The organism is Melittangium boletus DSM 14713, assembly GCF_002305855.1.
GTDB classification, from domain to species: Bacteria; Myxococcota; Myxococcia; order Myxococcales; family Myxococcaceae; genus Cystobacter; species Cystobacter boletus.
In genome coordinates, this window is record NZ_CP022163.1 from 8,753,356 (window position 1) to 8,776,636 (window position 23,281).

21 protein-coding genes are annotated in these 23,281 nt (G+C 67.9%); 15 read left to right on the top strand and 6 right to left on the bottom strand.

Annotated features, from left to right (window positions below; translation table 11 throughout):
* Positions 1–192 precede the first annotated feature (192 nt).
* Positions 193–2,445 (bottom strand): hypothetical protein, encoded by a 2,253-nt coding sequence (locus tag MEBOL_RS36215; RefSeq protein ID WP_095981678.1) that lies wholly within the window; start codon positions 2,443–2,445, stop codon positions 193–195.
* On the bottom strand, positions 2,446–3,111 hold the full coding sequence (locus tag MEBOL_RS36220) for a hypothetical protein (protein ID WP_095981679.1): 666 nt from the start codon (positions 3,109–3,111) through the stop codon (positions 2,446–2,448). It abuts the gene before it with no gap.
* Between the two features lie 90 nt (positions 3,112–3,201).
* Here MEBOL_RS36220 and MEBOL_RS36225 point away from each other — a divergent pair, with 90 nt between their 5' ends.
* Positions 3,202–3,669, top strand: coding sequence for a peroxiredoxin (locus MEBOL_RS36225; RefSeq protein WP_095981680.1), 468 nt, complete (start codon positions 3,202–3,204; stop codon positions 3,667–3,669).
* 15 nt (positions 3,670–3,684) lie between these two features.
* Positions 3,685–4,920, top strand: coding sequence for a TonB C-terminal domain-containing protein (locus tag MEBOL_RS36230; protein WP_157823878.1), 1,236 nt, complete (start codon positions 3,685–3,687; stop codon positions 4,918–4,920).
* Positions 4,921–4,999: 79 nt separating this feature from the next.
* Here MEBOL_RS36230 and MEBOL_RS36235 read toward each other — a convergent pair whose 3' ends face one another.
* Positions 5,000–5,347 (bottom strand): YtxH domain-containing protein, encoded by a 348-nt coding sequence (locus tag MEBOL_RS36235; RefSeq protein WP_095983222.1) that lies wholly within the window; start codon positions 5,345–5,347, stop codon positions 5,000–5,002.
* 241 nt (positions 5,348–5,588) lie between these two features.
* Between MEBOL_RS36235 and MEBOL_RS36240 the strand changes: the two genes are divergently transcribed.
* The 11 genes from MEBOL_RS36240 to MEBOL_RS36290 all read left to right on the top strand — a co-directional run bounded on the left by MEBOL_RS36240 (position 5,589) and on the right by MEBOL_RS36290 (position 16,380).
* Positions 5,589–6,734 (top strand): acyl-CoA dehydrogenase family protein, encoded by a 1,146-nt coding sequence (locus tag MEBOL_RS36240; protein ID WP_095981682.1) that lies wholly within the window; start codon positions 5,589–5,591, stop codon positions 6,732–6,734.
* Positions 6,734–7,600, top strand: a complete 867-nt coding sequence (locus MEBOL_RS36245; RefSeq protein WP_179956351.1) for a hypothetical protein — start codon at positions 6,734–6,736, stop codon at positions 7,598–7,600. The genes MEBOL_RS36240 and MEBOL_RS36245 overlap by 1 nt, the downstream gene beginning before the upstream one ends.
* 66 nt (positions 7,601–7,666) lie before the next feature.
* On the top strand, positions 7,667–8,437 hold the full coding sequence (gene rnc / locus MEBOL_RS36250; protein WP_095981684.1) for a ribonuclease III: 771 nt from the start codon (positions 7,667–7,669) through the stop codon (positions 8,435–8,437).
* A gap of 79 nt (positions 8,438–8,516) precedes the next feature.
* Positions 8,517–9,077 carry a peptidylprolyl isomerase gene (locus MEBOL_RS36255; protein WP_095981685.1) on the top strand — a complete coding sequence of 187 codons (561 nt, stop codon included), beginning with the start codon at positions 8,517–8,519 and terminating at the stop codon, positions 9,075–9,077.
* Between the two features lie 154 nt (positions 9,078–9,231).
* Complete coding sequence (gene era / locus MEBOL_RS36260) at positions 9,232–10,167, top strand: GTPase Era (RefSeq protein WP_095981686.1); 936 nt, start codon at positions 9,232–9,234, stop codon at positions 10,165–10,167.
* A gap of 10 nt (positions 10,168–10,177) precedes the next feature.
* Positions 10,178–11,725, top strand: coding sequence for a ribosome biogenesis GTPase Der (der, locus tag MEBOL_RS36265; protein ID WP_095981687.1), 1,548 nt, complete (start codon positions 10,178–10,180; stop codon positions 11,723–11,725).
* Positions 11,726–11,801: 76 nt separating this feature from the next.
* Entirely contained in the window at positions 11,802–12,614 is an 813-nt protein-coding gene (locus MEBOL_RS36270; RefSeq protein ID WP_245919174.1) for a tetratricopeptide repeat protein, read from the top strand.
* Positions 12,615–12,629: 15 nt separating this feature from the next.
* Positions 12,630–13,796 (top strand): outer membrane protein assembly factor BamB family protein, encoded by a 1,167-nt coding sequence (locus tag MEBOL_RS36275; protein ID WP_095981688.1) that lies wholly within the window; start codon positions 12,630–12,632, stop codon positions 13,794–13,796.
* On the top strand, positions 13,793–14,224 hold the full coding sequence (locus MEBOL_RS36280; RefSeq protein ID WP_095981689.1) for a (deoxy)nucleoside triphosphate pyrophosphohydrolase: 432 nt from the start codon (positions 13,793–13,795) through the stop codon (positions 14,222–14,224). Before MEBOL_RS36275 ends, MEBOL_RS36280 begins: the two co-directional genes overlap by 4 nt.
* Positions 14,224–15,108, top strand: coding sequence for a ribonuclease H-like domain-containing protein (locus tag MEBOL_RS36285; protein ID WP_095981690.1), 885 nt, complete (start codon positions 14,224–14,226; stop codon positions 15,106–15,108). The genes MEBOL_RS36280 and MEBOL_RS36285 overlap by 1 nt, the downstream gene beginning before the upstream one ends.
* A gap of 138 nt (positions 15,109–15,246) precedes the next feature.
* On the top strand, positions 15,247–16,380 hold the full coding sequence (locus MEBOL_RS36290; RefSeq protein WP_157823879.1) for a serine/threonine protein kinase: 1,134 nt from the start codon (positions 15,247–15,249) through the stop codon (positions 16,378–16,380).
* A 4-nt stretch (positions 16,381–16,384) separates the two neighbouring features.
* Here the strand turns inward: MEBOL_RS36290 and MEBOL_RS36295 are convergent, their stop codons facing one another.
* Entirely contained in the window at positions 16,385–16,924 is a 540-nt protein-coding gene (locus MEBOL_RS36295) for a hypothetical protein (RefSeq protein ID WP_342747702.1), read from the bottom strand.
* 284 nt (positions 16,925–17,208) lie between these two features.
* Here MEBOL_RS36295 and MEBOL_RS36300 point away from each other — a divergent pair, with 284 nt between their 5' ends.
* Positions 17,209–19,287, top strand: coding sequence for a S46 family peptidase (locus tag MEBOL_RS36300; protein WP_095981693.1), 2,079 nt, complete (start codon positions 17,209–17,211; stop codon positions 19,285–19,287).
* 93 nt (positions 19,288–19,380) lie between these two features.
* Here the strand turns inward: MEBOL_RS36300 and guaA are convergent, their stop codons facing one another.
* Positions 19,381–20,934, bottom strand: a complete 1,554-nt coding sequence (gene guaA, locus MEBOL_RS36305) for a glutamine-hydrolyzing GMP synthase (protein ID WP_095983224.1) — start codon at positions 20,932–20,934, stop codon at positions 19,381–19,383.
* A 98-nt stretch (positions 20,935–21,032) separates the two neighbouring features.
* Here guaA and MEBOL_RS36310 point away from each other — a divergent pair, with 98 nt between their 5' ends.
* The gene (locus MEBOL_RS36310; protein WP_095981694.1) at positions 21,033–21,638 is read left to right on the top strand and encodes a hypothetical protein; all 606 of its coding nucleotides are present in this window, start codon (positions 21,033–21,035) and stop codon (positions 21,636–21,638) included.
* Between the two features lie 36 nt (positions 21,639–21,674).
* Here MEBOL_RS36310 and guaB read toward each other — a convergent pair whose 3' ends face one another.
* Entirely contained in the window at positions 21,675–23,132 is a 1,458-nt protein-coding gene (gene guaB, locus MEBOL_RS36315; RefSeq protein WP_095981695.1) for an IMP dehydrogenase, read from the bottom strand.
* Positions 23,133–23,281 lie beyond the last annotated feature (149 nt).

A 23,281-nucleotide genomic window follows, 5' to 3' on the forward strand; every position in this document is an offset into this window, starting at 1 on the left:
GAAGCCCCCCGACCTCGCCGCCCCTTTTCTTCCCCCCGATCACCTCCCCCCGACCTGCTTCGTCCCCCCGGACGAGTGGGAGCTAGAGCAGGCCGCGTGCCAATGCCCGGGCGGAGGAAAAGCCGTGGGTATTCAAGAGGTTGACGCGGGAGGGGCGGGGGGACCCCGGGAACGGGCGGTAAGACTTACCCCTCAGTTGCGATAGAGGATGTAGAGGGGGGCGTCGATGGAGATGCCCGCGTTGAGCCGCCAGGCGGGAGCGGGCGTCAATCCGCCCGCGTCGAGGTCGTACGCGGCGCCGACCGAGAACGCGAAGGGGGTTCTCGGCAGGACGCCCTTGAGCCACAAGCCGGGGCTGACGGCTTCCAGGACGCGGGGGGAGGAGCGCGCGTCGGTGCTCGCGAAGCGGGTGTAGCCCGCCAGGTCCACCACCTGACCGAACGCGCTCCAGGTGAGGCCCCACCGGCCAAGCTGGTAGTCCACGCCGAAGGGCAGGAGCAGCCGGGGAGCCCATCGGCCGGACTCCGGAGCGCCCGAGGCGTACCAGGAGCCGCCGAACCCCACCATGCCGGTGAGCGACACGACGTGGTGCACACCGGGATCGCTGCGCCACTGCCAGCTGCCCACGGGCGAGGCCGAGGCGAGGATGACCGCCTTCACCTCCTCGGCGCTCTGGGCGTTGGCGAGCGCCACCAGCAGCCCTCCATACCGGCCGAAGTCGGCGGGCAGGCAGACGCAGGGCGCGCGTTGGCAGTGCCACTCGGAGTCACGGGCCTCGGGCGCCGTGGCGGCCGGCGCCTTCCAGACCTCGGCCTGGACGCACCGCTTCTCCGTCTCGGCGTCGTAGCGCGCGCTCTTGCTGGAGACGGCCTGGTGCTCCAGGAGGAGCTGGTACACGGTGACGAGCTCCCGGGAGATCGCCGCGGCCACCATGCGCACCAGCTCCCTCGAGGCGAAGAGGATACGGCGCACTTCCAGGAGCGTACCCTGGTTCTCGGCCACCGCGGGAGCCGAGGCGGGAGACCACTCGCCGAGCAGCCCATTGAGGCGCAGCAGTCCGTCGAGCGCCACCTCCGCGGCATCGAGCGTGGCGACGCCTTCCTGGGACAGCAGGGCGGCGGTGGCCTCGGGCGAGCTCACGCCCTCACCGCGCTGGGCCCGCTCGGCCAGCCGTTGCAGCTCGGCGCCCACGGTGGCGAATCCCTCGGCGGGCTGGGTGAGGGCGGGGGCGAGCGCGGCCCATATCTTCAAGCGGGAGGCGCCAGGGATGGGCGCGTACACCCAGGAGCAGCCATCGCGTTGCAGGGACAGGAGCATGACGGCGAGCCCCCGGGCACGGGCGTCCATCTGCGGCACGAGGCCCCGGCTGGCGTCGTCCACGAGTCCGGTGTTGCGGGTGAAGGAAGCGGGCAGGGCACTGACACACGCGAGCCGGGTGTAGATCCGCGCGGTGTCCGGAGGCATGTCGGGCCGCTCCAGGGAGAGGGCCTCGAGCCGGCGCGACAGGGTGTCCAGGGCGCGCACCGGGTGGACTCCGCCCACCATGGAGGCGACGAACTCCCGGGCGGCGGGCGCGGCGTGGACGTAGCGGCGGCCCTCGGCCTGGGCCACCACCTCCGAGACGAGGTGCGCGGGGATGGCGCGCAGGTCCTCCTCCACCGTCTTGCGCAGGAGGACGAGCGAGGCCGTGCCGCCCGCGCCGAGCGAGGCACCGAATGCGTTGTTGTGGGCCGCGGTGCAGGTGGCGGGCAACCAGTCGCGCACGTGGCCCTGGAGCTGGCCCCAGCTGTCCTTCACCTCGCGGGCGCAGATGCGCTCGTCGAACTCGAGGAGGACATAGAGGACGGCCTCGGCCTCGGCGCGCTCCTGGAGGGCCTGGGCCAGTCCCTGGAGGAACGGTTCGAGCACCGCGCCCATTTCGAGTCCCGGCAGGAGTCCCGGCAGGCTGACGGCGGTGTCCGTCCCCGCGTTCAGCGTGAGCGTGGCGCGGGCGCTCTTGAGGGCTTGCTGGGTGGCGTTGAGGGCGTCCTGCTCCTGGGGCGGGAGCTTCAGCCGCACGGCGCCCAGGGCGATCTCCAGGCCATCCAAGGCCTCGAAGAGGGGGGCGCGCTCGCTGAAGTACGCGGCGAGCACCAGGGCATCCGAGGAGAGCACGGCCTCGGCGTCGAAGGCCGTGGCCTGGGGGCCTCGGTAGCGCGCGCACCAGGCGGCGACCTCGGGGGTGGCCGTGTACTGGGTGCAGGCCGTGCGCAGACGCTCGGCGAGCGTGCCCCTGAGCGGGCCCCACCACTGGGCGAACGCGCTCATCGTGTCACCGGGAGGCGCGTTGCCCGTGCTCGCGGTGGGAAGGAGGGTGACACCCGGAGGCGGACTGCCCGGAGCGGGGCCGGGCACCTGGGGAATGGGGGTGGCGGCGAGCGTGAGGACCAAGGCCAACAAGTGCATTCAGACCTCGAATCCCAGCGCGCGCATGGCCTCGACCACGTCCTCGCTGGAGAGGGGGATGGCCTCCCCCTGTTGGGTATCGGAATGGAAGGCGCGGTGCAGGCCGATGACTTCCTGGGGCTGGTGCTCCTCGAGGCCGCACAGCAGGGGGCCGCCGCTGAAGGCGGGCAGGTTGGTGATGGGGTAGCGCAGGGTGCCGTCCTCGGCGGAGGAGACGGTGATGGGAAAGCACGACTGGGCGCGGGGCGGAGAGGGAGACCAACCCCACAACCAGGTGCCGTGCTCCTGCCGCTTCTCCCGGGTGACGAGGAGGGGCTCGAGCGCGGCACTGACCTCCCAGGGCATGCGCAGCACCGCCAGATCCGTGGACGCGAGGAAGCCCGAGCTCTGCAGGAAGCGCGAGGGGATGACGACGGCGTCGGCCCAGGCGCGCATGTTGCCCAGCTCCACCTTCACCTGGGCGGCGGAGTAGAGCTGGGCCCCCGCGTGGAACAACACGGCATGGGCCACGGTCACCACCACGCGCGGGTGGACGAGCAGTCCGCTGGCGGCCTGGGACAGGTTCCACGCGGTGGCTTCCAGGCTCACCACGGGAGTGAACTGTCCTTCCAGGGGTTGATTGGGGAAGAATCGCCCCAGCCGTGCCGCGGACCAACCACCGATCATGTCGTCACCGGAGTCGTCACCGCGTCACCTCTTCCTCTGGCCGGTGTCCCGCCCCAGGGACTATACAAGCGCTCTCCCCAAGGAGTTCCCATGGCGATCAAGGTTGGCGACGAAGCGCCGGACTTCACCTTCACCCTCAAGAATGGAAGCCCGGCCAGCCTCAAGTCCCTGAGACAACAGCGCAAGGCCGTGGTCCTCTATTTCTATCCGAAGGATGACACGCCGGGGTGCACGGCCCAGGCCTGCTCCTTCCGGGACTCGTACGAGGCCTTCTCCGATGCCGGTGCCGAGGTCATTGGCGTCAGCTCCGACGACTCCCAGTCGCACGACTCGTTCGCCTCCAAGCACCGGCTGCCCTTCTCGCTGGTGAGCGACGCGGATGGCTCCTTGCGCAAGCGCTACGGTGTGCCGCGCTCGTTCCTGGGGCTGATGCCGGGCCGGGTCACCTACGTCATCGACCGGGACGGCATCGTCCAGCACGTCTTCGACTCGCAACTCCAGGCGACCCGGCACATCTCCGAGGCCCTGGACGTGCTCAAGCGGCTGAGCATTTCCTGAGCCTGGCCGGCTCTCATGCGGCGCTCCCGTCTGCTCCTGGCCGTGCTGGTGTCCCTGGCCCTCCATGGGGTGTTGGGACTCTGGCTTCGTCAGGGGGAGCGGTCCGCGCCGCCCGAGCCCGGCTCCCGCACACGTCCCGAGCCCATCGTCTTCGAGGTCATCGAACGCCACTCGCCCCGGGGTGAAGAAGCACCCCCGGCGAGTCCTCCTCCTGCGGGAGCACCCCCACCGGCTTCACCTCCACCCGCGCGCCGTCCTCCCCGCGCGAGTCCTCCATCGGCTCCGCGTGTGGCCGAGGTCCCTCCGCCCGCGAGCGCCGGGCCGCGAGTGACGGAGGACGAGCCCCGCGCCGTGAGGTTGTTTCCGGGGCCGGGAGGCTTGCCCGTGACGTTGATGCCAGCGCCGGGGCGCGCTTCCGGACACACGATGAGGGCGGGAGAGGAGCCTTCGTCCGAGCAACTGCGCGCCGAGGAGCACGCGCGGGTGCATGGACGCGTCCAGGGCTTCGTCGAGAAGGAGCTGGCGACGGAGCGGGTGGAGAACGGTCTCGTCGACACCTACTTCGGGGAGATGGACCGGGCCCTGGAGAAGGGGCTCACGGGCGCGCCGCTCTTCTCGTACGACGGCGTGCTCACGCATTTCTTCAAGCCAGGTCCCGGGTGGACCCAGGGACTGCGCGAGATGATGGCGCAGGCGCACAGCTACGGCGCGACGGGGCGCCCGGACGTGGCGGGAGGGCCCTCGGGCGATGACCTGGGGAGCGTGGCGCGCTCGGGAGCCGCGGGCGCGCGGGCCCGCTCGGGGTCCACGTTCGCGGATCGGCTCGACAGCTACTCGCGGGGAGCCAGCGCGCTGCATGTCCAGGTGGAACTGGAGCAATCACCCACGGGCCAGGTGTTGTCGGTGAAGCTGCTCGAGTCCTCCGGCAATCCGCTCTTCGACGCGTACGTGCTCGAGAACGTTCCCCAGTCCCTGGCGGAGCTCGGTCCCGCTTCCGAACACTTCGCCCAGCGCACGAAGGCGCCCACCGTGCGCAGCGTCTGGAGCGTGGACGGAAGGGTGAGCTTCACCCGGACGGTCAAACTGTCGAAACTCCACACCCTGGACGCCGGAGACGCCGCCTACGTCTCGGGGCTCGCCGCGCTGGGCATCCTGTCGGGCGGCTTCGACGAGGTGCGAGGCGAGGTGTACATCCCGGACCTCCGCCGGCCGCACTTCGACATCCGGACCCGCCTGCTCCAGGTGTACTGAGCGTCGCGAAAACGCGAAGGAGCCCGAAGGCACCGGCGAAGCGGTGCCCACGGACTCCGGGTGCCTCCTCGAGCGAGGATCACGCGTTGGCGGTCTTCTCCTGGCCGATGTTGATGCCCTGCTTGCCGAGGTAGTCCATGGCCTTGTCCTTCACATCGGTGCGCAGCTCCGGCCCGGTCTTGGGCGTGAGCAGCAGGGCGGCGATCCCGCCGACGGCGCACCCGATGACGAACGCGCCAATGCCCGCGAACGAGCTGCGCCCGGGCTTGTAGGTGGTCAGCCCCACGTGGCGCAGCGCATCATCCGGCTCGAAGTCCCGCCATTGGGCCCGCGCGTACTTGGGAAGCTCCTTGAGGAGCTTCCTGGCGAGGTACTTGCGGTACAGGTCACTCTTCACCGCCAACTTGGCCTTCTTCTCGAAAAACATACCGTCCTCCTCCTGGCCCTCGGCCATGCAAGACGGTGAACTCCGCCGCGGCAGTCCACCCTTGTAAGACGGAAATGTAGGGAGGGTTTTCCCGGGTGCCACCCCCTGACCCCAGGTGTGTTGGCTCTCGGAGCAGACGTTGGAACGGATAGCAGCCAGCCGAGCCCCTTTCTGCTATGCCCCCTGGCCCACGGGCCGCGCTTTGATGGTCCTCTCCACCCCCTCTGGTATAGATCCCGACATGGACTTCGAACTTCCCGAAAGCCATCGTGCCCTCCAGGCGTCCCTCCGTGATTTCTGCGAGCGCAAGGTCCGACCTTTCGCGCGTGAGTGGGACAAGGACGAGCACTTTCCCCTGGAGGTCGTCCGGGAGCTGGGCGGGCTGGGGGTGATGGGCATGCTGGTCGCCGAGGAGTACGGCGGAGCGGCGATGGACTCGCTGGCGGTGGCGGTGGCGGTCGAGGAGATCGCGCGCTACGACGGCTCGCTGGCGCTCACGGTGGCGTCGCACAACGGCCTGGGGACGAGCCACCTGCGCGTCTTCGGCAACGAGGAGCAGAAGCGCAAGTACCTGCCGAAGCTCGCCACGGGCGAGTGGCTGGGCGCGTGGGGCCTCACGGAGCCGGGCAGTGGCTCGGACGCGGCGGGCATGAAGACCACGGCGGTGCGCAAGGGCGAGCGCTGGGTGCTCAACGGCGCGAAGATGTTCATCACCCAGGGCACGGTGGGCGATCTCTTCGTGGTGCTGGCGGTGACCTCGCCGCAGAAGAAGCAGAAGGGCATCACTGCGTTCCTCCTGGAGAAGGGCATGCCGGGCTTCAGCCAGCGGCCCATCCACGGCAAGCTCGGCATGCGCTCCTCGGACACGGCGGAGCTGGTGATGGAGGACGTGGAGGTGTCGGACTGGCACCGGCTGGGCGAGGTGGACGCGGGCTTCATCGACACGATGAAGATCCTCGACAAGGGCCGCATCACCATCGGGGCGCTGTCGGTGGGCCTGGGCCGTGGGGCGCTGGAGGAATCGGTGCGCTACTCGCGTGAGCGCACGGCCTTCGGCCAGCCCATCTCCGAGTTCCAGGGCCTGCGCTGGATGTTCGCGGACATGAAGACGGAGGTGGACGCGGCGCGCCTGCTGGTGCATCGCGCGGCGTGCCTCGCGGACGCGGGCAAGCCCTACAGCATGGAGGCGTCCATGGCGAAGCTGTTCGCCTCCGAGGCCGCCACGCGCGCCTGCAACAAGGCGGTGCAGATCCACGGCGGCTATGGCTACACGCGCGAGTTCCCCGTCGAGCGCTACCTGCGCGACGCCAAGCTGTGTGAGATCGGCGAGGGCACGAGCGAGATTCAGCGCTCGATCATCTCGCGCGAGGTCTTCAAGCAGGCGTGATGGACAGGGCCTGGCTGGCGCAGCTCGGATTGGAACTCCGGGACGGAGCCGAGGGACCGGAAGCGACGTGCGTGCTGGCCGAGCCGCTGGAGAATCCGGTGGGCCATCGCGAGGTGTCGCGAGTGGTCTTCCTCGTGCGGGAGGGGCGTCTGCTCGTGCCCATCTCGCCGCCGGAGGTGATGGGGCTGCGGCCCATCGCGCTCGGTGCGGTGGAGGGGCGGGGGGACGTGGAGTCCGAGCTGGCGGATGCCTTTCACGAGCATCTCTTCCATGTGCAGCGGCGCTCGGCGGAACTGAGGGCGCTGGGCCTGAGTCCGCGGGTGGATCCCGTGTCGATGGGGCTGTCCACGCACCTGTCCGAGCAGGGGCTGGCGCTGACGCTGGTGGCGGACCGGCAGGGCAACTTCCAGGTCTCGAGCGCGGTGAGGGGAGGGCAGACGCTCGTCGTGCCCCCCGGGCATGGCTTCGAGCTGTCCGAGTTCCGCGAGAGGGGCGCGCTGGTGGGCTATCTGGCCGCCCTCTTCGGGGAGCCGGAGGCGGGGCGGGCGCGGGACGAGGGGGCGGAGGAGGGCGTCTTGCGCTTTTCCGACGTGCTCCGGGCCTTTGGCGAGCGGGCGCTGGTGCCGCCGCGCAGTGGAATGGAGTTGCTGGTGGTGTTGGAGGTGGAGGGCCGGCCCTACCGGTTCGCGGCGGCGCGGGTCTCGGGGCGGACGTTCCGGGGACTGCTCGCCGGGACCCAGGGGAAGGTGTGGGCGGAGCGATTCCAATTGGATGAATTCCCCGGGGTGATTCCTTTGGTGGCCAGTTTGTTGAAGGTCCCACCCGGGGCGGTGAAGCTGGCCGCGTCGGATACTCCACAGGAGTAGGGTTTTGGCACAGGCGAGTCTCACCCAGAGGATTGCGAGAGACGACGTGCGGGCGGCGTCGTTCGGATGACGGGGCAACAGGCCGAGCGCGTGAAGACCCTGGAGGCACGGCTCGGCGCGTCCTTTCCGCGTCCGGAGCTGGCGCTCACGGCGCTCACGCACAAGAGCTGGATCAACGAGCACCGCAGCGAGGGGGCCCAGGACAACGAGCGGCTGGAGTTCCTCGGGGACGCGGTGATCAACCTCGCGGTGGGCCACCGGCTCATGGAGCGCTTTCCCCAGATGAAGGAGGGAGAACTCACGCCCTTGCGCGCGCGCATCGTCAACGAGGAGGGCCTGTCGCGAATCGCCCGGCGGTTGGGGCTCGGGGAGCTGCTGTTGCTCGGGCGGGGCGAGGAACTCAGTGGCGGCCGGGACAAGCACTCCCTGCTGGCCAACGCGCTGGAGGCCGTGTTCGCCGCCGTGTACCTGGGCGAGGGACTGGGGCCGGTGATGGCGCTGGTGGATCGGCACTTCGCCGAGGCGCTGGAGGGCGTGGCCCAGGCGCTCAGCCGTCAGGACTACAAGACGAAGTTGCAGGAGTCGGCCCAGGAGCGCCTCAAGCTGACGCCCCGCTACCGCACCGTCTCCGAGACGGGGCCGGACCACGAGAAGATCTTCGAGGTCCAGGTGCTCCTGGGTGAGGAGGTGTACGCAACCGCCACGGGACGCAGCAAGAAGGACGCCGAGCAGATGGCCGCCCGGACGGCCCTGGACGAGTGGCACAAGCGGATTGAAAAACCGGAAGCGGTGATTTCTCCGGCGTCCCCCAGTCCGAAGGAAGACCCCCCGGGCTGAAACTTCTTGGTCCCCCTGGACGTGGCGAATAAGGTCCCGCGCCCAATCCGCTGGTGGGTTTCGACTCGGGAGGCAGGCCATGGGAATGATGGATGAGGCGCGCGCGGGTAAGGATCTCTACGCCACCTTCGACACCACCGAGGGGACGATCGTGGTGAAGCTCCTGTCGAAGGAGGCCCCGATCACGGTGGAGAACTTCGTGGGGCTGGCGACGGGCGAGAAGGACTGGAAGCACCCGGGCACGGGCGAGCAGATGAAGGGCACGCCCTACTATGACGGCACCATCTTCCACCGCTGTCTGCCCAACTTCATGGTGCAGGGCGGAGATCCGCTGGGCGAGGGGTACGGCGGCCCCGGGTTCAACATCCCGGACGAGTACCAGAGCGGCCGCACCTTCGCGAAGAAGGGCATTCTGGCCATGGCGAACACCAGCCGGCCGAACAGCGGCGGCGCGCAGTTCTTCATCACCGTGGTGCCGACGCCGCACCTGAACAACAAGCACACCATCTTCGGTGAGGTCGTGAAGGGTCAGGAGATCGCCGACCGCATCGCGAACGAGATTCCCAAGAACAGCAGCGGGCGTCCCAACAAGCCCATCGTCATCAACAAGCTGGCCATCAGCACCAGCGCGCCGGCCTGACGCCGCGCCTCACTTCCCCCTGACGGGGAGGTGCTTGCCCGCCGCCCCGCTCATGAGGGCACGGCGGGCCGGATGTTCTTCTTTATGTTGTTCCGGGGAGGAGTTCCCGTCGTCCGGGCGCCTCCTGATCACCTTCGACCTCCTGAAGCTCCAGATGCCTCCATCGACACACCGCAGCGGGTTCGCCGCGCTCATTGGCCGTCCCAACGTGGGCAAGAGCACGCTGCTCAATCAACTCACGGGCGAGAAGCTCGCCATCGTGTCCCCCAAGCCGCAGACCACCCGCAACCGCATTCTCGGGGTGGTGACGCGGCCGGAGGGGCAGGTGGCCTTCCTCGACACCCCCGGCATCCACCAGGCCAAGGGGCAGCTCAACCGCTACATGGTGGACGTGGCCCTGCAGGCGGCGGACGAGGTGGACCTGGTCCTCTTCGTCATCGAGGCCTCGGACAAGGTCGAGGTGGGGCCGGGCAACCGCGTCATCCTCGAGCAGTTGCAGAAGCTCGGCAAACCCACGTTCCTCGTCATCAACAAGATCGACACGGTGCCCAAGCTGGTGCTGCTGCCGCTCATCGACTTGTACCAGCGCGAGTTCCCCTTCGCCGAGGTGATTCCCATCTCCGCCAAGGAGGACGATGGCGTGGAGGAGCTGTTTCGCACGGTGCTCTCGCACATGCCCGAGGGCGATGCGCTCTTTCCCGAGGACGTGCTCACGGATCAGGCCGAGCGCACGCTCGTGGCCGAGTACGTGCGCGAGCAGGTGCTGCGCCACTGCCACCAGGAGATTCCCTACTCCACGGCGGTGGTGGTGGACTTCTTCGACGAGTCCGAGCGCGAGCCGCTGCCGGGCACGCCACCGGGGAAGCTCGCGGGCCTCATCCGGATCTCCGGCTCCATCTACGTGGAGCGGGACAGCCAGAAGGCCATCATCATTGGCAAGCAGGGACAGATGTTGAAGACGATCGGTACGGACGCGCGCAAGGCCATCCAGCGGCTCTTGGGGGCGCACGTGTACCTCTCGCTCCGGGTGCGCGTGGAGCCCCGGTGGAGCGAGCGGCCCGAGGGCCTCAAGAAGCTGGGTTACGAGTAGGAAGCCGTCAATGAAGCCTCTGGTCGCCATCGTCGGACGCCCCAACGTGGGCAAGTCCACGCTGTTCAATCGCCTCGCCCGGCGCCGCATCGCGCTGGTGGAGGACATCCCCGGCGTCACCCGGGACCGGCACTACTGGGACGTCGAGTGCGAGGGCCGGTACATCACCATCATCGACACGGGCGGCTTCGTGCCCGGGGAGAAGGACTCGCTCCTGCAGCAGGTGCGCGAGCAGGCGCAGCTGGCCGTGGAGGAGTGTGACGCCATCGTCTTCGTGACGGACGCGCGCGCGGGGCTCACCGCGGCGGATCAGGAAGTCGCCACCTACCTGCGCCAGAGCGGCAAGCCCGTGGTGGTGGCCGCCAACAAGCTCGACAGCGAGTCCCACACCGTCCAGGCGCACGCGGCCGAGTTCTTCCGTCTGGGCCTGGGCGAGGTGTTCCCCATCTCCGCCGAGCATGGCCTGGGCGTGGGCAACATGATGGAGGCCGTGGTCGGGAAGCTGCCGCCCATGGACGACGAGGAACTGGCCGCCAAGGCCTTCGCCGAGACCTCGGAAGACAGCGTCGACGAGCTGTCCGAGGTGGAGTACGGCTTCCAGCCCGACACGGACGAGGACGACGAGGAAGGGGAGGGCGCCAGGAAGGCCTCGGACGAGGCGGGGGACGAGGAGGAGGAGGGCACCCCGGAGGCCCCCGCCGAGGACGAGGAGGAGGAGCGGCCCATCCGGATCGCCATCATCGGGCGGCCCAACGTGGGCAAGAGCACGCTCGTCAACGCGCTGCTCAAGGAGAAGCGCGTGGTGGCCAGCGAGGTGCCCGGCACCACGCGAGACCCCATCGACTCGGAGCTCAAGTACAAGGATCGCCAGGTCATCCTCACGGATACGGCGGGAATCCGGCGCAAGAAGACCATCGCCCACCGGCTGGAGAAGTTCTCGGTGGTGGCGGCGCTCAAGTCGATGGAGCGCAGCGACGTGGCGGTGTTGCTCATGGACGCCACCGAGCCCGCGGTGGACCAGGACGCGAAGCTGGCCGGCATCGCCGAGGAGAAGGGCCGCGCGCTGGTCATCGTGGTGAACAAGTGGGATCTCATCAGCACGGATCAGCGCAAGCAGGAGATCTTCCGGGAAGAGCTCAAGTACGCGCTGAAGTTCGTGCACTACGCGCCCATCGTCTTCACCTCGGCGCTGCACGGCTCCAAGGTGGAGAAGGTGCTGGAGCTGGCGGTGGAACTGGCGGACCAGTTCCGCTACCGTTCACCCACGCCGCAGCTCAACCGGTTGCTCAAGCACATCGAGGACAACCACCCGGCCCCCATCGTGGGACGCGGGCCGCTTCGGGTGTACTACATGGCCCAGGTGGGGACGGCGCCACCCACCTTCGCCATCACCTGTAACCGGCCGGACGGCGTGCCGGACATGTACAAGCGCTACATCACCAATCAGCTGCGCAAGACGTTCGATATCCGCGTCCCCATCCGGCTGCTCTTCCGCGAGCGGCCGGGCAAGGAGAAGCGCGAGGCGCGCAAGCGACCCAAGCCGGCTGGAAAGCGGTAGCCGGTCCGCGTTGACACTGCTGGTGCGCGCTCCGTAGATTGCGCGCCCTTCGACCCCCGAAAAAGGTGCGAACCCCGTGGCCGAGAAGTCCGAGAAGATGACGACGAAGCAGGAGCTGCGCGCTCCGGACGCCTTCCAGCTTTACGGCGCCGAGGCCAGTAGCTGGCTGGAGAAGCGCCAGCAGTACATCGGCCTCGCGCTGGGCGTGGCGCTGGTGGGCGGATTGATCGCCGCGACGGTGCACTATTTCTCCGCCCGCGGCGAGGAGAAGGCCTCCAAGCAGTTCGGCGAGGCGCTGTCGGTGCTGGAGCGGCCGGTGGTGACCGGGGTGGACCTGCAGCCAGCGGCGGAGGGTCAGGAGCCGCCCTTCAAGAGCGACAAGGAGAAGGACGAGGCGATCGTCCAGTCGCTCACCGGGTTTCGGGAGGCGAACAAGGGCTCGGACGCGGCGGCCATGGCGGCGCTGCCCTTGGGCAAGGCCGAGTACCGGCTGGGCAACTACGACCAGGCGCTGGCCTCCTTCGATGCGTTCCTGGGCAAGGCGCGCAAGGAGGATCCGCTGACGGTGTCGGCGCGCGAGGGCCAGGGCTACGCCTACGAGGCCAAGGGCGAGCTGGACAAGGCGCTCGCGTCCTTCCAGGAGATGTCCAAGCTCGACGCGGGCGGCTTCCTGCAGGGCATGGGGCAGTACCACCAGGCGCGCATCCTCGTGGCGCAGGGCAAGAAGGACGAGGCGGCGCAGCTGCTCTCGGACCTGAAGACCGCGCAGACGAACACGGCGGCGGGACGGCTCGCCACCGAGCGGCTGGCGGTATTGGCGGCCCAGGGCGTGAAGGTGCCCGAGCCGAAGCCGGAGTCGGCGCCGGCTGCGACCCCGGACGCGAAGTAGCTCGGATAGGCCTCGATGCGGACCGCGAGCGGGTGGAAGCGTTGGGTGGGTGGGCTCGCGGCGGCGGGTCTGCTCGTGGGTTGCCAGACGGTGCCGGTGTACGGCAACCCGGAGCCGTCCTCTCCGGAGCAGCCGCCGCACCACTTCTTCACGGTGGAGTGGTGGACGCGGCTGGTGGCTCCCTCGCTGCTCGAGTACGCCCCGCGGGAGCAGGCGCGCCCCGCGTACGACGAGAAGAACGAGCGGGTCATCGCGCTCACCCGTGACGGCTACGTGCGCAGCATTGGCGCCGAGGGCAAGGAAGCCTGGAACTACCGGGTGGGCAACCGCTTCTACGCGGGCGCGACGGTGCATGAGGGCACCGTGTATGTGCCGGGCACGGACGGCGTGTTGCATGCCCTGGACGCGAAGACGGGCGCGCCGCGCTGGAAGTACGTGGCGGGAGAGGCGCTGGGGACCGCCCCGGTGATCGAGGGCGACCTGGTCCTGGTCTCCTCCCTGAGCGACACGTTGTTCGCGGTGAAGCGGGACACGGGGGCGCTCGCGTGGTTGTACCGTCGGGACGCGCCCGCGGGCTTCACCATCCACCGCACCTCGGCGCCGGTCGTGCGGGGCCAGTCCGTCTGGGTGGGATTCTCCGACGGCGCGCTGGTGTCGTTGGAGTTGGCCGATGGCGGAGTGCGCTGGGAGAAGTCGCTCGCGCCGGGTTCAGGTGGCAGCGGTCAGTTCGTGGACGTGGACACCACGCCCGTGCTGGACAACGCGGGTCACGTGTACGCCGCGTCGTATACGGGCGGGCTCTACTGTCTCGACGCCGACACGGGCGACGTGGTGTGGAACTCGGTGGCACAGGGCATCACCTCACTGCTGCTGCATGGGGACGTGGTGGTCGCCACGGGAGATGACCGCCTGGATGCCTATATGGCCGACAACGGGCGGCTCATCTGGTCGCGGAGCTTGGAGGAAAGGGCCGGCCTCGACGCGGTGTTGACGAAGGGTCTGCTCCTGGTCCCCGTGCAACGCTCGCTGATCTTCGTGGATCCGCGCACGGGCAAGACCCGGCTGACGTGGAACCCGGCCGAGGGCGTGTCGGCGCCGGCGCGGGTGGTGGGGAGCAAGGTGTATGTGCTCTCCAACAACGGCTACCTGTACGCGTTGCGGCTGGATGGGAGGAGCGGTTGACGGGGAGCACGACGAAGAAGAGGGTGCATGTGGTGGCGGCCCTCATCTTCCGGCCCGGAGACGACGCGCGGTTCCTGGTGCAGCAGCGGCTGCCCGGTGGAAGCCGTGGACTGCTCTGGGAGTTTCCGGGCGGAAAGGTGGAGTCCGGTGAGTCCGAGCCCGAGGCCCTCGCCCGGGAGTGCCGGGAAGAGCTGGACATCGCGCTCCACGTGGGAAGGCGGCTATGGGCGGGCAGACACGAGTACCCGGATCTGACGGTGGACCTGGTGTTGTACGGGGCGAGGCTGGAGTCGGGGGAGCCGAAGACGCTGGGAGCCCAGGCCCTGGCGTTCCTGACGCCGGAGGAGATGCGGGCGTTGCCGTTCTGCGAAGCGGATCTTCCTCCCCTGGAGGAACTGGTGGCGGGGCGTTTGGTCCCTCTTCTTTGATGGTGCGGCGCACGTTCCAGCTCATCCCGGGCGTGGGCCCCTGGAAGGAGAAGGATCTCTGGGCCCGGGGCATCCACACCTGGGAGGACTTTCCGGACAGTGGCGTGGTGCTCGGGCAGAAGGCGGATGGACTGGCGCGCCAGCGGCTGGCCCAGGCTCGCGAGGCCCTGGAGCGGCGGGATCTCGGTGCCCTGGCGGGAATGATTCCGCCCCGCGAGCACTGGCGGCTGTATCCCGAGTTCGCCCGGGACGCGGTGTATTTCGACATCGAGACGAATGGGAAGCAGGAGCAGGAGCCCACGGTGGTGGCCCTGTTCGACGCGGATGGCCTGCGCGTCTTCATCCTCGGCCGCAACATGGACGAACTCCCCGAGGCCATGGCCCAGCGCGCATTGTGGGTGACGTTCAACGGCTCGGTCTTCGACGTGCCGGTGTTGCGCAACTACTTCGGCAAGCGTTTTCCCACGCCCCAGGCCCATATCGATCTGCGCTTCGTCTGCCGTCGGCTCGGCATGGGGGGCGGTCTCAAGGAGATCGAGGACAAGCTGGGTATGGGACGGCCCCCCCACATGAAGGGCGTGAATGGTTGGGACGCCGTGCTGCTGTGGCGCGCCTATCTGGCCCGCGGCGACGTGGAGGCGCTGCGCTTCCTCGTGGAGTACAACCTGTACGACTCGTTCCAGCTGCGCTCGTTGATGGACACGGCGTACAACCGAGCCCTGGATGACTTGAACCTGGACGAACTCGCGCGGCTGCCCGTGTTCGAGCGGGGCGAGGTCCTTTATGACGTGAGTCGGCTCATCCTGGAGCTGGGGCCCACGCAGAGGGATCTGAACGTGCTCGAGCGGGTGCGCGCCCAGGATCGGGATCTGCGCCAGGACTGAGTCCCACCCGAGGACGGAGGTCGGGCGACCGTGTCAGTCCGGACTGGTAGGGTGTTGACGCTGGAGGTCCGGCATCCAATGCCTACCTCCCGTATCCCCTTGGCGCGGCGTTGGCGTGTAACACAGGAGAGCCCGAAGATGTCCATCGACAGGCCCGAGTCCTCGACCCCTCCCAGACTTCTCTTTTGCGTGGATGGCACCCGGTACGAACTCGTCCGCAAGCTGGGACGGCGAAGCTCGGGGGAGTTGCTGCTCGCCCGGCGCCGCCACGCCAAGGGGCCCTCCGGGTGCGTCATCATCAAGCGGTTGTGTCGGCCCGTCAGTGAGAAGCAGAAGCAGCGCTTGGTGCAGGAGGTGCAACTCGCCTACCGCCTCGAGCATCCGGGCATCGCGAGGGTGTACCACTGGGGGACGCACGGAGACCTGCCGTACGTGGTGATGGAGTACGTGGAGGGCCACTCCCTGGAAACGGTGCTCAGCGTCGCCGCCATGCGCCAGCGGCCCATGTCCGAGGCCTTCGTCTGCCATGTGGTGTCGGAGATCGCGGATGCACTCCATTATGCGCATACCCGGACCGATGAGCAGGGTCGGTTCCTGGGGATCGTCCACCGGGACGTCACTCCGGAAAACATCCGGGTGGGCGTGAGCGGCGAGGTGAAGCTGGTGGATTTCGGAGTGGCGTATTCGCTGCTTCCCGGACGGGATGCCACCACGGCCTCGATCCTGCGCGGGGACATCGCCTATGCCTCGCCCGAGCGCATGCGCCTGGAACCGGTGGATCACCGCTCGGATTTGTTCTCGCTGGGGCTGGTGATGCTCGAGTTGCTCACGGGTCGGCATCTGTTCGACCTGGAAGACGTGGAGCATGCGGCTCGGTCCGGAGGAGACGTGCTCGCGGCGGACCGCGACAGCCTCCAGTCCGAGGCGCGCTGTGAGGAGCCCAGTTGGTTGCCCGTCGCGCAGATGGCGGCGCGCATCGAGCGTTTCGGACCCGAGGACGTCGCACGGGCCACTCAGGGGCTCTCCGAGCCGCTCCGGGCCGTGGTGCACCGGGTGCTCCAGCGCGAGCCGTCTGCGCGCTATCAGACGGGGCTGGAACTGCGTGATGCGCTCAGGGCCTTGCTCGTGGTTCAGGGGCGGCCGTATGGGCGGCCAGAAGCGGCGCGGGAGGTATTGGTGGCGGTGAAGGAAGCGGAGTTGCTGCGCGAGTCAGCGGACGTGCTCGAACCGGATGTCTTTCCGGGTTTTCCGGGCGGGCGGACCGAGCACTGAGCGCTCAGCGTCGGCGCTGTTTTTGTTTCTTCGCGGGCGGTGGAGGCTTTTCCTTTTCCCCGGACACCTGGAACGCCAGCCGGATGTCCGCGAGTTCGCGGCCTTGAGCGTCAGTCATCGACGTGCCGCTTTGCGCGTCGATGACCAGGACATACCGATGGCCTGCCTTGAGGGGGGTGGGCAGGGAAATCCGGTAGACCAAGCCCGTGGATGATTCCTCGGCGGCATCGTCCGAGCTCAAGGCCCGGTCGGCTTCGTCGAAGATGCGGACCCGGTAGTTGTGAATCGACTGGGAACCACGCAACTCGAGCGTCGACGTGGGCTCGATGAGCGGCCGACCTTCTTCCTCGCCAACAAAAGGGATGGGCTCCATTCCCGCATCCGGCAATGCGTATTGGAGCGTGAAGACCGCGGGGGCTGGTACCGCGGAGTCCACACCTGAATCCTGTGTGGGAGCAGTGACGACGACACCGGCGTCATCGGTGGGAGTGGAGGGTTTGGGACATCCAGCCACGCCGAGCGCGACCGCGCAGACGAAGCTCACACGGAGGAGTCTCATAGGTGCCGCGGACCCTATGCCTCCAGGGCGTGACCGAGAAGCATGAACGCCCGGATGCCCGGTGGAACGAGGGGACCTAAGCCCCCGAAAACAGACCCAATGAGTCTGATAAGATGCGTTATGTCAACTAAGGGCCGGCCCCGTTCTAGGCCCGTGACATGCGCTTCGCGTCCCGCCGTGGAATCAAAGTTCCCCTCGTGCGTTCGCTAGCCCGGGCATGCTCCGTCTCCCGTCATCGGGCTCCCCTTCCTCTTCCGAAAAGGAACTTCATGAAGCGCCTCCTCATCATGGCCTCCCTGCTTGGCGCCACCCCCGCGCTCGCCGACGAGGGCATGTGGACGTACAACAATTTCCCCTCCTCCAAGGTCAAGGAGAAGTACGGCTTTGCCCCTACCCAGGACTGGCTCGACAAGGTTCGTTTGTCCTCGGCCAAGTTCGGCGGCGGCTGCTCCTCGAGCTTCGTGTCCGCCGACGGCCTGGTGATGACGAACCACCATTGCGCCCGTGGCTGCATCCAGCAGCTGTCCACCGCCAAGAAGGACTTCATCGCCAACGGCTTCTACGCGAAGACCCAGGCCGAGGAGCTCCAGTGTCCGGCCCTCGAGGTCAGCCAGCTCCTGGACATCACCGATGTCACCGAGCAGCTCAACGCCGCGACCAAGGGGCTCACCGGCAAGGCCTATGCCGATGGACTCAAGGCCGAAATGGCCAAGCTGGAGAAGGCCTGCGCCACCAGCGAGCAGTTCCGTTGTGACGTCGTCACCCTGTACCAGGGCGGCAAGTACAACCTCTACAAGTACCAGCGGCACCAGGATGTGCGGCTCGTGTTCGCGCCCGAGCAGGCCATTGCCTTCTTCGGTGGAGATCCGGACAACTTCGAGTTTCCCCGGTATGACCTGGACGTGAGCTTCCTGCGCGTCTACGGCAAGGACGGCAAGCCCGCGAAGACCGAGCACTACTTCAAGTGGTCCGAGCATGGGGCCAAGGAAGGCGAAGCGACCTTCATCTCCGGCCACCCGGGCCGTACGTCGCGCGGGCTGACCGTGTCCCAGCTCGAGACGCTTCGGGACATGACGCTGCCCAAGACGTTGTTCCGTCTCTCGGAGATGCGCGGTCAGCTCACCGAGTTCCAGACCCGCGGTGCCGAGCAGAAGCGCACCTCCACCAACTTGCTCTTCGGCGTGGAGAACGGCCTCAAGGCCAACAAGGGCAAGCTCGAGCAGCTCTCCGACAAGGGGTTCTTCGCCCAGAAGGTCGCCGCCGAGCAGGAGCTGCGCACCAAGGTCAACGCGGACCCGAAGATGAAGGCCAAGTACGGCTCCGCCTGGGACGAGATCGCCCGGGCCCAGCAGACGTACCGCGACCTGCGCAAGGAGTACGAGAGCATGGAGAATGGCCTGTACTCCCAGCTCTTTGGTCTCGCGCGGTCGCTGGTGCGCGCCGCGGACGAGTTGCCCAAGCCCGACGCCGAGCGGCTGCGTGGCTTCAACGACGCGAACCTGCCCCAGCTCAAGGTCCAGTTGATGAGCAAGGCGCCCATCTACCCGGAGCTGGAGGTGCTCCAGTTGACGTTCTCGCTCACCAAGATCCGCGAGGAGCTCGGCACCGAGCACCCCTTCGTCAAGAAGGTCCTCGGCAAGGAGTCCCCGCGCGCGTTGGCCACGCGGATCGTCAAGGGCTCGAAGCTGGCGGACCTCAAGGTTCGTGAGCAGTTGCTCTCCGGTGGCAAGGCGGCGATCCAGGCGTCCAAGGATCCGTTGATCCAGCTGGCCAGCCTCGTGGATCCGGACGCGCGGGCCATCCGCAAGCGCTACGAGGAGGAAGTCGACGCCGTGGTGCGCAAGAACAGCGAGCTCATCGCCCAGGCCCGCTTCGACGTCTACGGCACGCAGATCTACCCGGATGCCACGGGAACGCTGCGCCTGTCGTTCGGCGCCGTGAAGGGCTACGTGGAGGATGGCAAGCAGGTGGAGCCCTTCACCTCCATGGGTGGCACCTTCGGGCACGCCACGGGCGAGGAGCCGCTCGCCCTGCCCAAGAGCTGGCTCGCCGCGCAGAAGACGGTCAAGGACACCACCCCGATGAACTTCGTCACCACCAACGACATCATCGGCGGCAACTCGGGCTCGCCCGTCATCAACCAGAACGCGGAGATCGTCGGCCTCGTGTTCGATGGCAACATTCAGTCGCTCGGCGGTGACTACGGCTTCGACGAGAGCGTCAACCGTGCCGTCTCCGTCCACAGCGATGCCATCGTCGAGGCGCTGCAGAAGGTCTACAAGGCCGACCGCGTCCTCCAGGAGCTGCGCCCCGGTGCGACCTCCGCCAAGGGTGGTTCGGGCCTGTAAGACGTGACGAAAAAGGGGCTGTCCGGAATGCATCCCCGGACAGCCCCTTCGTTTTCCCTCACCCGTCCGCCCTGCCCTCGATCTCCTCGCGCCCTACTCCCACTCGATCGTGGCGGGCGGCTTGGAGGAGACGTCGTAGACGACGCGGTTGATGCCCCGCACTTCGTTGGTGATGCGCGTGGAAATGCGCTCGAGCACCGGGTACGGCAGCCGCGCCCAGTCCGCCGTCATGCCGTCCACGCTCGTCACCGCGCGCAAGACACACGTGGACTCGTACGTGCGCTCGTCGCCCATGACGCCCACGCTCTGCACCGGCAACAGCACCGCGAAGGCCTGCCACAGCTCCCGGTACAGGCCCGCGTCGCGGATCTCCTGCTGCACGATGGCGTCCGCGCGGCGCACCAGCTCCAGCCGCTCCTCGGTGATCTCCCCGAGCACGCGGATGGCCAAGCCCGGCCCTGGAAAGGGTTGCCGGGAAACCATCTCGTCCGGCAAGCCGAGTTCGCGGCCGAGCACTCGCACCTCGTCCTTGAAGAGTTCGCGCAGGGGCTCCACCAGCTTGAGGTTCATCTTCTCCGGCAGCCCTCCCACGTTGTGGTGGCTCTTGATGGTGACCGACGGGCCCTTGTAGGACACGGACTCGATCACGTCCGGGTACAGCGTGCCCTGCGCCAGGAACTGCGCGCCGTGCACCTGCTGCGCGGCTTCCTCGAAGACGGCGATGAACTCGCGGCCGATCGTCTTGCGCTTCGTCTCTGGATCCGTCACTCCGGCGAGCTTGCCGAGGAACCGCTCCCGGGCGTCCACCGTCTTGAGCGGCACGTGGAAGCGATCCACGAACAGCGCCTCCACCTGAGCGCGCTCGTCCTGCCGCAAGAGGCCGTTGTCCACGAAGATGCACTGCAACCGGGCGCCGATGGCCCGGTGAAGCAGCAGCGCCGCCACCGAGCTGTCCACGCCGCCCGACAAGCCGCAGATGACCCGGCCGTGCTCGCCCACCTGGCGGCGGATGGCCTCCTGGGCCTCGTCGATGAAGCCCTTCATCGTCCAGCTGCCGCTCACCTTGCAGTCGGTGAACAGGAACGCGCGCAGCATCTCCTTGCCCGTGGGCGTGTGCACCACCTCGGGGTGGAACTGCAGGCCGTAGATGGGCTTGCTCGTGTGCGCCGCCGCCGCGAAGGGCGAATTGCCACTGCGGCCAATGGACTCGAAGTCCGGGGGCAGCGAATCCACCCGATCCCCGTGACTCATCCAGACCTTGACCCGCTCGCCCACGTTGAACGCCGCCAGGGGGCCGCGCGCCGTGAGCACTTCCACCTCCGCGGCGCCGTACTCGCGATGCGCGGAGCGATCCACCCGGCCGCCCAACAACTTGGAGAGCAGTTGGAGCCCGTAGCAAATGCCCAGCACGGGCACCCCGGCGTCGAAGACGAAGGGATCACACCGCGGAGAACCCTCCGCCTCCACCGAGGCCGGTCCTCCCGACAGGATGATGCCGCGCGGGGCGAAGCGGCGGATGTCGTCCGCCGGCAGGTCCGGCCGGTGGATCTCGCAATACACCCCCAGTTCCCGCACGCGGCGCGCGATGAGCTGTGTGTATTGACTGCCAAAATCGAGGATGAGGATCTTCTCGGCGTGAATGTCCACCACACTCTCCAAGGGGGCGCGCGTTGACGGATGCGGCCCTTACCGCTAGAAACTTTCGGAAATCAACCTTTAAGTCCCACTCGAAGAAGAGGTTCTGGATGCGCCTGCCCGCCGTTGCAACCGTCCTGTTGCTGATCGCCCCTGGTTGCGTGAAGGAAATCTCCTCGGATGAGCGTCTGGATCGCGAGACGGAGGGGATCGGCGCGCCTCGGAGCACTCCCGACGCCGCGGCCCTGGGCAAGGTGCACTGCGACGACACGGCGGACGCGCTCAACCAGGCGCGCAACGTGAACCGTCCGGAGACGGATCGGGTCATCAGCTACGTGGAGCTCTACGAGAAGCTGCTCAAGAGCAACGCCACCTTCGAGGAGGCGATGACGCGCAACCCCGACCTGCACTACACCGAGGGCAGTCAGAAACTCGTGGCCGCTCGGGACAACTGCATCCAGCAGACGGCGGACGTGAAGGTGGAGTTCGAGACCTACGTGCGCGAGCTGGTGAGCGTGCCCACGGTGCAGGAGATCAAGGGCGGCAACACCGTCACGGTGGCCCGTCTGGACTTCGGCACCCTGCGCCAGGCCATCGAGGTGCTCAACGTGGACGACAAGGAGCAGTTGCTCACCCGCGTGGCCAACGCCGAGCGCACCGTGGTGCCCTCCACGCCCGCGGCGGAGGATCCCGCGGCCCGCAAGCGCGGCAAGTAGTAGGCACTCCGCCGCGCTCGAGGCCTGGCGCCCCGCTCACTCCACCCGGTAGTTGGGCGCTTCCTCGGTGATGATGACGTCGTGCACGTGGCTCTCCTTGAGCCCCGCCGACGTGATGCGCACGAAGCGAGCGTTGGCGCGCAGGTCGTCGATGGTGCCGCAGCCCACGTAGCCCATGCCGCTGCGCAGTCCGCCCAGCATCTGGTGGATGTTCATGCCGAGGCTGCCCTTGTAGGGCACGCGGCCCTCGATCCCCTCGGGCACGAGCTTCACCGCTTCCACGTCCGACTGGAAGTAGCGGTCCTTGGCCCCCTGCTTCATGGCGCTCAAGGAGCCCATGCCCCGGTAGCTCTTGTAGCTGCGGCCCTGGTAGAGGATCACCTCGCCGGGGGCCTCCTCGGTGCCCGCGAAGAGCGAGCCGATCATCACCGTGCTCGCTCCGGCCGCCAGGGCCTTGACGATGTCACCCGAGTACTTGATGCCACCGTCGGAGATGATGGGCACGCCGTGCTTGTCCGCCTCGCGCGAGCACTCATCCACCGCCGTCAACTGGGGCACGCCCACGCCAGCCACCACGCGCGTGGTGCAGATGGAGCCAGGGCCGATGCCCACCTTCACCGCGTCCACGCCGGCCTCGATGAGCGCCCGGGTACCGGCGGCCGTGGCCACGTTGCCCGCGATGAGCTCGAAGCCGTGGAAGTTCTTGCGCGTGTCGCGCACGGCGTCGATGACGCCTCGCGAGTGGCCATGGGCGGTGTCGATGACGATGACGTCCACGCCCGCCTTCACCAGCGCGTCGATGCGGGCCTCGCGGTCCGGCGAGGCGCCCACCGCGGCGGCGCACAGCAGCCGGCCCAGGGAATCCTTGGCGGCGTTGGGCCGCGTGCGGCGCTTCTCCATGTCCTTGATGGTGATGAGGCCGCGCAGCTCGAACTGCTCATCCACGATGAGCAGCTTCTCGATGCGGTGCTCGTGCAGCAGCTTCTGCGCATCGGGCTGGGTGATGCCCTCGCGGCCGGTGACGAGCTTGCGCGTCATCACCGCCTCCACCTTCTGATCCAGGTCCGTGACGAAGCGCACGTCGCGGCTGGTGACGATGCCCACCAGCTTGCGGCCCTGCACCACGGGGATGCCGGAGATGTTGTGCTGGTGCATCAAATCGATGGCGCGCGCCAGCGGCACCTGAGGCTCCACGGTGATGGGGTCCACCACCATGCCGCTCTCGAACTTCTTGACCTTCGTGACCTCGAGCGCCTGCTGCTCGGGCGTCATGTTCTTGTGGATGACCCCGATGCCGCCTTCCTGCGCCATGGAGATGGCGGTGCGCGCCTCGGTGACGGTGTCCATCGCCGCGGAGAGCAGCGGGATGTTGAGCCGCAGGTTGCGGGTCAGCCGGGTGCTCAGGTTGGCGTCTCGAGGAAGAACATCACTCTCGGCGGGCAGCAGGAGGACATCGTCGAAGGTCAGCGCGAGCTGGACATCTGAGGTCAACATGAGGGAGCCCCGGGAAAGGAAGCCGGTTCCATAAAGGGTGCGGGCCAGCGGCGCAATGATCGCGCTGCCTTTTCATCCTGCCTTCCTGCCTCCGAGGCGAAGCAATGCTAGGCTTGCGCTCGCCCTCCTGGACCTGCCTCCAAGGACCT

Excerpts from the sequence above, each read along its gene's own strand:
- MEBOL_RS36215 (WP_095981678.1), bottom strand. The coding sequence starts at position 2,445 with ATGCACTTGTTGGCCTTGGTCCTCACGCTCGCCGCCACCCCCATTCCC.
- MEBOL_RS36220 (WP_095981679.1), bottom strand. The coding sequence starts at position 3,111 with ATGATCGGTGGTTGGTCCGCGGCACGGCTGGGGCGATTCTTCCCCAAT.
- MEBOL_RS36225 (WP_095981680.1), top strand. The coding sequence starts at position 3,202 with ATGGCGATCAAGGTTGGCGACGAAGCGCCGGACTTCACCTTCACCCTC.
- MEBOL_RS36230 (WP_157823878.1), top strand. The coding sequence starts at position 3,685 with ATGCGGCGCTCCCGTCTGCTCCTGGCCGTGCTGGTGTCCCTGGCCCTC.
- MEBOL_RS36235 (WP_095983222.1), bottom strand. The coding sequence starts at position 5,347 with ATGTTTTTCGAGAAGAAGGCCAAGTTGGCGGTGAAGAGTGACCTGTAC.
- MEBOL_RS36240 (WP_095981682.1), top strand. The coding sequence starts at position 5,589 with ATGGACTTCGAACTTCCCGAAAGCCATCGTGCCCTCCAGGCGTCCCTC.
- MEBOL_RS36245 (WP_179956351.1), top strand. The coding sequence starts at position 6,734 with ATGGACAGGGCCTGGCTGGCGCAGCTCGGATTGGAACTCCGGGACGGA.
- rnc (WP_095981684.1), top strand. The coding sequence starts at position 7,667 with ATGACGGGGCAACAGGCCGAGCGCGTGAAGACCCTGGAGGCACGGCTC.
- MEBOL_RS36255 (WP_095981685.1), top strand. The coding sequence starts at position 8,517 with ATGGGAATGATGGATGAGGCGCGCGCGGGTAAGGATCTCTACGCCACC.
- era (WP_095981686.1), top strand. The coding sequence starts at position 9,232 with ATGCCTCCATCGACACACCGCAGCGGGTTCGCCGCGCTCATTGGCCGT.
- der (WP_095981687.1), top strand. The coding sequence starts at position 10,178 with ATGAAGCCTCTGGTCGCCATCGTCGGACGCCCCAACGTGGGCAAGTCC.
- MEBOL_RS36275 (WP_095981688.1), top strand. The coding sequence starts at position 12,630 with ATGCGGACCGCGAGCGGGTGGAAGCGTTGGGTGGGTGGGCTCGCGGCG.
- MEBOL_RS36285 (WP_095981690.1), top strand. The coding sequence starts at position 14,224 with ATGGTGCGGCGCACGTTCCAGCTCATCCCGGGCGTGGGCCCCTGGAAG.
- MEBOL_RS36290 (WP_157823879.1), top strand. The coding sequence starts at position 15,247 with ATGTCCATCGACAGGCCCGAGTCCTCGACCCCTCCCAGACTTCTCTTT.
- MEBOL_RS36300 (WP_095981693.1), top strand. The coding sequence starts at position 17,209 with ATGAAGCGCCTCCTCATCATGGCCTCCCTGCTTGGCGCCACCCCCGCG.
- MEBOL_RS36310 (WP_095981694.1), top strand. The coding sequence starts at position 21,033 with ATGCGCCTGCCCGCCGTTGCAACCGTCCTGTTGCTGATCGCCCCTGGT.
- guaB (WP_095981695.1), bottom strand. The coding sequence starts at position 23,132 with ATGTTGACCTCAGATGTCCAGCTCGCGCTGACCTTCGACGATGTCCTC.